Annotated in this window: 9 protein-coding genes; 7 read left to right on the top strand and 2 right to left on the bottom strand. The window is 53.1% G+C overall.

Annotation, left to right across the window (positions count from 1 at the left end; all coding sequences use genetic code 11):
• Positions 1 to 255: 255 nt before the first annotated feature.
• The 5 genes from AAE484_RS06040 (at position 256) to AAE484_RS06020 (ending at position 2,813) form a co-directional block, all read left to right on the top strand.
• Positions 256 to 546 carry a hypothetical protein gene (locus AAE484_RS06040; RefSeq protein ID WP_341937451.1) on the top strand — a complete coding sequence of 97 codons (291 nt, stop codon included), beginning with the start codon at positions 256 to 258 and terminating at the stop codon, positions 544 to 546.
• Positions 547 to 1,115: 569 nt separating this feature from the next.
• Complete coding sequence (locus AAE484_RS06035; protein ID WP_341937450.1) at positions 1,116 to 1,406, top strand: hypothetical protein; 291 nt, start codon at positions 1,116 to 1,118, stop codon at positions 1,404 to 1,406.
• A gap of 128 nt (positions 1,407 to 1,534) precedes the next feature.
• Entirely contained in the window at positions 1,535 to 1,978 is a 444-nt protein-coding gene (locus AAE484_RS06030; protein WP_341937449.1) for a hypothetical protein, read from the top strand.
• 47 nt (positions 1,979 to 2,025) lie between these two features.
• Positions 2,026 to 2,304 (top strand): hypothetical protein, encoded by a 279-nt coding sequence (locus AAE484_RS06025; protein WP_341937448.1) that lies wholly within the window; start codon positions 2,026 to 2,028, stop codon positions 2,302 to 2,304.
• A gap of 254 nt (positions 2,305 to 2,558) precedes the next feature.
• Complete coding sequence (locus tag AAE484_RS06020) at positions 2,559 to 2,813, top strand: nuclear transport factor 2 family protein (protein ID WP_341937447.1); 255 nt, start codon at positions 2,559 to 2,561, stop codon at positions 2,811 to 2,813.
• A 116-nt stretch (positions 2,814 to 2,929) separates the two neighbouring features.
• Here AAE484_RS06020 and AAE484_RS06015 read toward each other — a convergent pair whose 3' ends face one another.
• Both AAE484_RS06015 and AAE484_RS06010 read right to left on the bottom strand, forming a co-directional pair.
• Positions 2,930 to 3,202: a Txe/YoeB family addiction module toxin gene (locus tag AAE484_RS06015; protein ID WP_341937446.1), complete on the bottom strand. Its 273-nt coding sequence runs from the start codon at positions 3,200 to 3,202 to the stop codon at positions 2,930 to 2,932.
• On the bottom strand, positions 3,183 to 3,455 hold the full coding sequence (locus AAE484_RS06010; RefSeq protein ID WP_341937445.1) for a type II toxin-antitoxin system Phd/YefM family antitoxin: 273 nt from the start codon (positions 3,453 to 3,455) through the stop codon (positions 3,183 to 3,185). Before AAE484_RS06010 ends, AAE484_RS06015 begins: the two co-directional genes overlap by 20 nt.
• Before the next feature lie 336 nt (positions 3,456 to 3,791).
• Between AAE484_RS06010 and AAE484_RS06005 the strand changes: the two genes are divergently transcribed.
• Together AAE484_RS06005 and AAE484_RS06000 are read left to right on the top strand one after the other, a co-directional pair.
• Positions 3,792 to 6,590, top strand: coding sequence for a M16 family metallopeptidase (locus tag AAE484_RS06005; RefSeq protein WP_341937444.1), 2,799 nt, complete (start codon positions 3,792 to 3,794; stop codon positions 6,588 to 6,590).
• 33 nt (positions 6,591 to 6,623) lie between these two features.
• A complete protein-coding gene (locus tag AAE484_RS06000; RefSeq protein ID WP_341937443.1) occupies positions 6,624 to 7,241 on the top strand; it encodes a cation transporter in 618 nt (205 codons plus the stop codon).
• Positions 7,242 to 7,287: the final 46 nt, after the last annotated feature.

Below are 7,287 nucleotides of genomic sequence, written 5' to 3'. Positions count from 1 at the left end.
CGTGCCACCGGCAAAAGCGGAAAATCCATCTAACTTATTGTCCGGAATTAGTTGACCACTACAATTGCAAAGAGCCTCCAGGCAAGTAAGTTCAACGTATATGGCTGGGTAGCATTCGCCGCAACGTGTATAGCGGAGGCATTGGTATTTAATGCAAATGTGTAGCGCAACATTTAGCCATACGCAGCACTACACCGCCTTCGGCGGTGGCTCGTAGACTCGCGCCAGAGTGCGTTGGCGTTAAGTGAGTTGTCCATGAATGAAGTCGATCCTGAAGAGACGAAAACGTTTCGTAGAATCTTTCGTGTGATCGCCTGGGGTTGGAAGTGGCCACCGTTGTTTCTCGGGCTGGTTTTCGTTCTTTCTCCCCTACTTTATTTCGTGGGGCCTGAAAACGTCAAGGTCAGCTATAGCGCTTTGCCGACGGCATTCCTTTCCGGGTGCCTGATACTGGTAGTGTGGTATGTAGTTTGTCGTTATATCCCCAAAAGGATGAAGAGCTATAGTAATGAAGAAAAATCAAGCGACGAGTTGAACCGTAATTGAAAATCCGTGTATTCACACTTAACCAGGCGCACCAATACACCACCGCAAGCGGTGGTGGGGCGGTCGCAAGCTCGCGCCCATGTGTGCGACGTTATGCAGTAGTGAGGAAAAATGACAAAAAATAAAAAAGTAATTGTTGGCATTATTTTTGGGTTTATCTGGTTTTCAGTTTTAAGCTGGTTTCCTAATCCCGAAGTTAAGGACATCGTAAGAACGGCAATTGGTGTGATCTTGAGTGTATTTCTATATTTGGGATACTCGTGGTCGCGCTGGGTGATGGGGGCGCTATCAGCGCTAGCGGCTATAATAGGTATAGTTGCTCTTCTATCGCTATCCGGAGACATAAGGCAAATAATTGTACTAGCTATCATGTCGTGCTTCTATTGCTATGCTGCTTTTTACCTACTAAACCCAAACTTACTAAAATCACATTTTAAGAATGCAAGCGCATAACCAGACAAAGCACTGGGACACATTTTTGGTTCGCGGCTCTAAAAACGCAAAATATGCCCCTGCTTGGGATCGTTATGCATATAATTCACTAGGTTGGCAATAAGGGAATCGAAACAATGAAGAAATTATTATTATGCATTATTTTAGCTAATTTAACTGGCTGTATAATAGCGATGCAGCCTGCTAAGGAGCCTGAAAGTGAGCGCGAAGAGGCTGACATGCAACTCATAAGTGCAGGTTTCGTTGGTTGTGAGCCCAAGTCGATAAAAATATCCGATATCGTCACTTTTAGCCATTTGGAATATCCTAGATCATGGAAGGCAACATGTAAAAATACCACCTTTATATGCTCAGAAGGAGGGTCAGACAAAGGTAGCCAACTAAGCTGCAAATCTGAATTGAAATAAATGCATAACGAATAACTGCACCAGACCCGAATTGCGTTCCTCAAATTTGCATTCCCTACGCTCTCGAAATGCTGATTTGATCCACTCCGTTCGGTCTGGTGAGTGGGGGTTAGCACTAAGGGAGTTTTATGTTCGAGGAACACAATAAATTAACAAAGACATCTTATTGGCTGATCGCTATAAGTAGCCTTATCGGATTTGCCTTTATGGCAGCTATCCTTCCGCAGCTTACGTGGGATGCGCCATGGATTTCATATGCGCTGGCGGGAGCTCTAGGCCTCATGCTGGCTCTCAATACCTACTTCGCTTACCTTATCTATAAGCGCAGCCTTAGAGCATTAAAGCTATGCTTATGGCTATACGGTTTACAGATCATCGGCTTTGAAACTGAGAATTGGGCTCTGAGCTTAAATTTTGGAATGAATGTGTCCATGAGCTTTGTGTACAACTCAACCCTAGTAACGATAAACTTGTTAGCCATAGTGATATTTATGGTCATACTTCTGGCCTACCGCAGCGTAATAGGTGCTAACAAGTCAAACAACTACGCGCCTTCGGCGCCCGACAGCTAAAAACGTGGCTTCGCCACAGCGCTGCCGGTTATTGAGGCGTAAGTAAAATGAAAGCAATAATACCTCTACTTTTTGCGCTTATCAATTTTCAGGCGTTTGCCGCTGAGGAGTCAAGAGTTTCCTCAATCGGCTACGGCTCTGTCGAGGAGGCTCTTAGCTCACTCAGGAACAATCCCGACGCCTCGATTCGAGTTGAACAAGAATGGACAATCGTTCAGGTTAAAGAGGAAAACGAAACGTCTATTTGGTCGTTTTCACCCTCTTCCCATTCGGCTTACCCGGCTGCTATTAAAAGAACCGTATTTGAGAAGGATGGTGCGATATAAATAGACATGAACGCCTTATGTCAAGCGGACAAGAAGGAGTGCGACCTCCTCATTGAGCAGTTTAAACAGTTGAATCAGCGTGTTCGAGCTCAAATGAATGGCGGTGCATAACCAGGCGTACCAGTACGCCGCCGCAGGCGGCAGCAGGACGCATAGTTAGGGTGTCTATTGTTTGTGGGCAACACCACACCCAAGTTCCCCAAGAAAAGTAGACACCTTTTATGATTTGATAAGTCACTGTTGAAGTGTTCGAAATGGACGTAGCTCAAACCTTAATTGATTTTGAAATGGAGCTGGTAAGTCCTTCGGCGAGAGCGAGCGTTGAGCGCATAAATGAGCTCCTTGCCGATGGATTTGAAGAGTTTGGTAGCTCGGGGAGAGTTATTACCAAGACCGATGTTCTGAAGGTTGATGGCCCTCTTCCAGCGTACGAGCTCAGTGATTTTTCGGTCGAAATACTTGGAGAGAGCGGCGCTGGTGAAATACCGTGCCAGCACTCTTGGTCATAACTCGTACAGGAGTTCCGTTTGGGTAAAATACGGAAATGGGTGGAGAATGCTTCACCATCAATCTACGGTGGTGCCAAGTGACGTTTAACCAATCGCAGCACTATGATCTTGCACCGTTATGGCTTTTGATCGTAGTGGCCGCCGATGGCGAAAACATAGACATAGTGATCGTCAAACGTGTAGATGACCCGATCCTTTTGGGAGAGTCGGCGGGACCAGAGGCCGGAAAGGTTGTGCTTTAATTGTTCAGGCTTTCCAGGACCTGTTGCCGGGTCGGCACGAAGCATCTCTTTCAGTAGCTTACAAAGTGCTTTGTGCAGCTTCTTGTCCTTTTCTCGAAGCTGCTCATAAGTAGCCCAAGTACTGCCTTCAAAGACGAGTGATCTCATTGATTTCCTCTTCCTTGGGAGTATATCCAGTGCCTTGGGCATGGGTAGCTGCAGACTCTGCCAATTGGCGCATCAGGCTGCTATTCTGAAGCACATACAGGGTTTCTTGCTCTCGCTCCCAGTCGTCGGCGCTCATTACCACGAACGCTTCGCCGGACCGACGAGTTACTTTCAGTGGGGTGTGGTTGCTAACGGCTTGTTCTACAAAGGTTTTTAGGTTGTCTCTGAACCTGTTTACACTGACAGAGTCCATATGGTGTGCCTCAAATGTACGGAAACACCGTACATATTAGTGGAGGGGCCATAATAAATCAATGATGTTCGCCGCAGCAGGCTGTGGCCGTACACTCCCTCCAGGAGTCGGAGCGCCTGTTCCAGAAGCTGTTCGCCAAAGGTTTCGCTGGCTTGGCAGGCCGGTTTTGAAACAGGGTCCGAAGCAGACCGGAAAATTTGAGCCGGATGGGGCGTCACGCCTGGATAGCATTGACGCCCCCAATCGTTCAGGGTAGTTTTGGTCAGCTGGACAAAAACCGGGCTGTTTGGGTCCGCTTTTAGGATATATTCGATAAATTACTAAGGAGAAAGGAGCATGAAACCTGCCCACCTCACCGGAATCAGGCCGGTTATATTTTTTGTGGTTATCGCCTTGCTACTTGGTGGCTGCCTCGGCAACGCCCAAGACGACCGCAGTGCGCGGGCGTCATCGGCGGAAATCGAAAAGGTCACCACCGTTGAAGGCATCACTGAGTATCGGCTGGACAATGGCCTGCAGGTACTGCTCTTTCCGGACCCCACCAAAGAGAACATTACTGTCAATGTGACCTATCACGTGGGCTCCAAGCACGAGAACTACGGTGAAACCGGCATGGCGCATCTGCTGGAGCACCTGTTGTTCAAAGGGTCCACCAATCACCCTGATATTACCGACGAGATCAGCGAGCGTGGGGCCAAGGCGAACGGCACTACCTGGCTGGATCGTACCAACTATTACGAGACGTTCAGCGCTACCGAGGACAATCTCGATTGGGCGCTGTCCATGGAAGCCGACCGGATGGTCAACTCCTTCATCAGCGGTGAGGATCTCGAGTCGGAGATGACGGTGGTGTATAACGAGCTGGAGCGCGGCGAGAACCACCCTTTCCAGAACACCATGCAGAAGCTGCGCTCGGCGGCCTTCATGTGGCACAACTACGGCAACAGCACCATCGGCGCACCCTCGGATCTGGAAAATGTGTCCATCGAGAAGCTGCGCGATTTTTACGAGATGTACTACCAGCCGGATAACGCCACGCTGATTGTCGCCGGCCAAATCGACGTGGACGAGACGCTGGCGAAGATTAAAGAGCATTTCGGCGCCATCCCCGAACCCGAGCGGGAAATGCCGGAGTTGTACACCAGTGAGCCCGCGACAGATGGCGAGCGGGTGGTCACGGTTCGCCGCGTGGGAGATATAAAGCTGGCTCTGGCGGGCTACCATACGCCCATGGCGTCGCACCCGGATGCGGCGGCGCTTTCGGTCCTGGCCAACATCCTGGGCGATCAGCCCAGAGGGCGCCTGCACGAGGCGTTGGTGGAGTCCGGCACGGCTTCGCAGGCGGGCGCCTGGAACGATATGAAAGCCGACTCCAGTATGCTGATGGCCTACGCGGTGCTCAATACCGACCAGGAGCTGCCAGCCGCCGAACACGCTTTGCTGGCCGAGCTAGAGGGTTTTGAGGAAACGCCCGTTACCCAGCAAGAGCTGGATCGGGCCAAGCGCAGCATCCTCAACGGGTTTGAAAAGAGCATGGAAGATACCGAGTCCATCGCGATACAGTTGAGTGACTGGCTCACCCATGGTGACTGGCGCCTGCGCTTTCTGCATCGCGACCGCGTTGAAGCGGTGACCGTCGAAGATATTCAGCGAGTGGCCGGTCGATATATTCAACGCAATAACCGCACACTGGGGCGCTTCATTCCCACTGAAGAGCCCGAGCGGGTCGAGTTGCCCGAAGTGGACAGCATCGCGGCCATGCTCGATGGCTATACCGGGCGCGAAGGTATTGCCCAGGGCGAGGCGTTTGACCCTTCGTTCGAAAACATTGCCGCACATACCGAGTTTTTTACCATCGGCGATGGCATCCAGGTGGCGGCCCTGTCCAAGAAAACCCGTGGTGAGAGCGTGCGGGTGAACATTCAGTTCAACTACGGCAGTCTGGAGAGCCTCAGGGGCAAGGCACGCTACGCCTCCCTGGTGGGCGAGATGCTCAGTCGGGGCACGGAAGAGTACAGTCGCGAAGCCATGAAGAACGCGTTTGATGAAATCAAGAGCTTCGGTGGCTTTGGCGCCAACACCGGCGGCGGCTGGGCGTGGCTGGACAGCGATCGGGAGAATCTGGTGGCAGCGCTTGCGATTGTCGCCGAGGCCCTGAAGAACCCGACCTTCCCGCAAGCGGAACTGGATCAACTGCTGAAAGAGACGCAGACCAACATCGAGTACGCCATGAGCCAGCCCCAGGCGCGGGCCAGCAACCTCGGTTCGCGCCGGTTGACCCCGGTAGATGAAGACCATCCGAACTATGTGCGCACATTTGAGGAGCAACTTGCCGTGCTCAAAGGCGTTGACCGCCAGGATCTGGTCGACTACCACCAGGAGTTTTTCGGCGCCGATGACATGCTGGTGACTCTGGTGGGCGATTTTGATCGCGACAGCGTGGTCGCCGCCCTGGAGCAACATTTCGGAAACTGGAAGACCGGCAAGACGTTCGAGCCCATCGTGCTGGACTACGAGCCCATTGACACCACGCCGGAAGTCATCGATACCCCGGACAAGGAAAACGGAGCCTTCTTCGCCATCAATCTCTATGAAGTGGATGCCTACGATGACGATATGCCTCAGCTGGTGCTGGGCAATTACATCTTCGGGGGTGGCTTCATCAACAGCCGACTGGCGACCCGCCTGCGTCAGGAGGAGGGCTGGAGTTATGGAGCTGGCTCGTCGCTCCAGCCGGGGCGTTTTTCACCGCGTTCGGTGTTCTGGGGCTGGGCCATCGGTGCTCCGCAGAACCTGGACAAGATCGAGAATGGCTTCAAGGAAGAGCTTCAGATTCTGCTGGATGAGGGCTTTACCGAGGAAGAAATCGAGCGGGGTATCTCGGGCCTGCTGCAAAGCCGCAAGGTGGCGCGCGCCGACGACGAGCAGCTCGCCCAGATGATCAACCAGATCATGTTCCATGATGAGACCCTGGAGCAGCGCCAGCAGTTCGAGGAGGACCTGGCCAGCAGCAGCGGCGAGGAGGTGCTGGAAGCGATGAAAGAGTACTTCACGCCTGATAACATGCTCTACATCAAGGCGGGCGACATGGCCAAGGCCGCCGAGAAAGCGGCCGAAGCCAATGACGCTCAGTAACCTGTGGTGATGAGGTGAGGTGCCCGGCCGATCATGAGTGATTGCTGTAGTGATAGCGGTGCGGTGGATGCGCTGCGAGTCAAACAGCGGGGAACGCTGAGAGTTGTACTGGCCGTCAATGCCCTGATGTTTGTGGCGATTGCGGCCGCGGCGCTGTATGGCAAGTCCACCGCGTTGCTGGCCGACAGCCTGGACAACCTGGGAGATGCGCTGACCTACGGGCTGAGCCTGTACGCTGTCGCCAGAGGGAGCGGGGTAAAAGCCAAGGTGGCCCTGTTCAAGGGAGCCCTGATTTTCCTGGCCGCCTGCGTCGTGATGGCTCAGGTGGTTTACCGGGTGTTCGTTCCCAGCGTTCCGGTGTTCGAGGTCATGGGCGCCTTCAGTCTTTTCGGGCTTGCCGCCAACTCCCTGTGTCTGTTCCTGCTCTGGCGGCATCGCCACGAAGACATCAACATGAGCTCGGTGTGGGAGTGTTCCCGAAACGACATTGCGGCGAACCTTTCGGTTTTCGTTGCCGCCGGTGCGGTCTGGTTGACGGGATCGGGATGGCCGGACATTGCGGTGGCGCTCTGTCTGGTGTGGCTCCTGTTACGTTCGGCGATTCGTGTGATCAGATCCGCGTTGAAGGAGCTTCGCTCGGGGGCAGTCTAAACGGGGAGGGGGAGCCCGGAGGACGCGTTGGAGCGTCCCCCGGAAG

It is taken from the genome of Marinimicrobium sp. C2-29, from assembly GCF_038419845.1.
Classification (GTDB): domain Bacteria; phylum Pseudomonadota; class Gammaproteobacteria; order Pseudomonadales; family Cellvibrionaceae; genus Marinimicrobium.
Note: the sequence above shows the minus strand (reverse complement) of the source record. Positions and strands in the feature narration are given on the sequence as shown.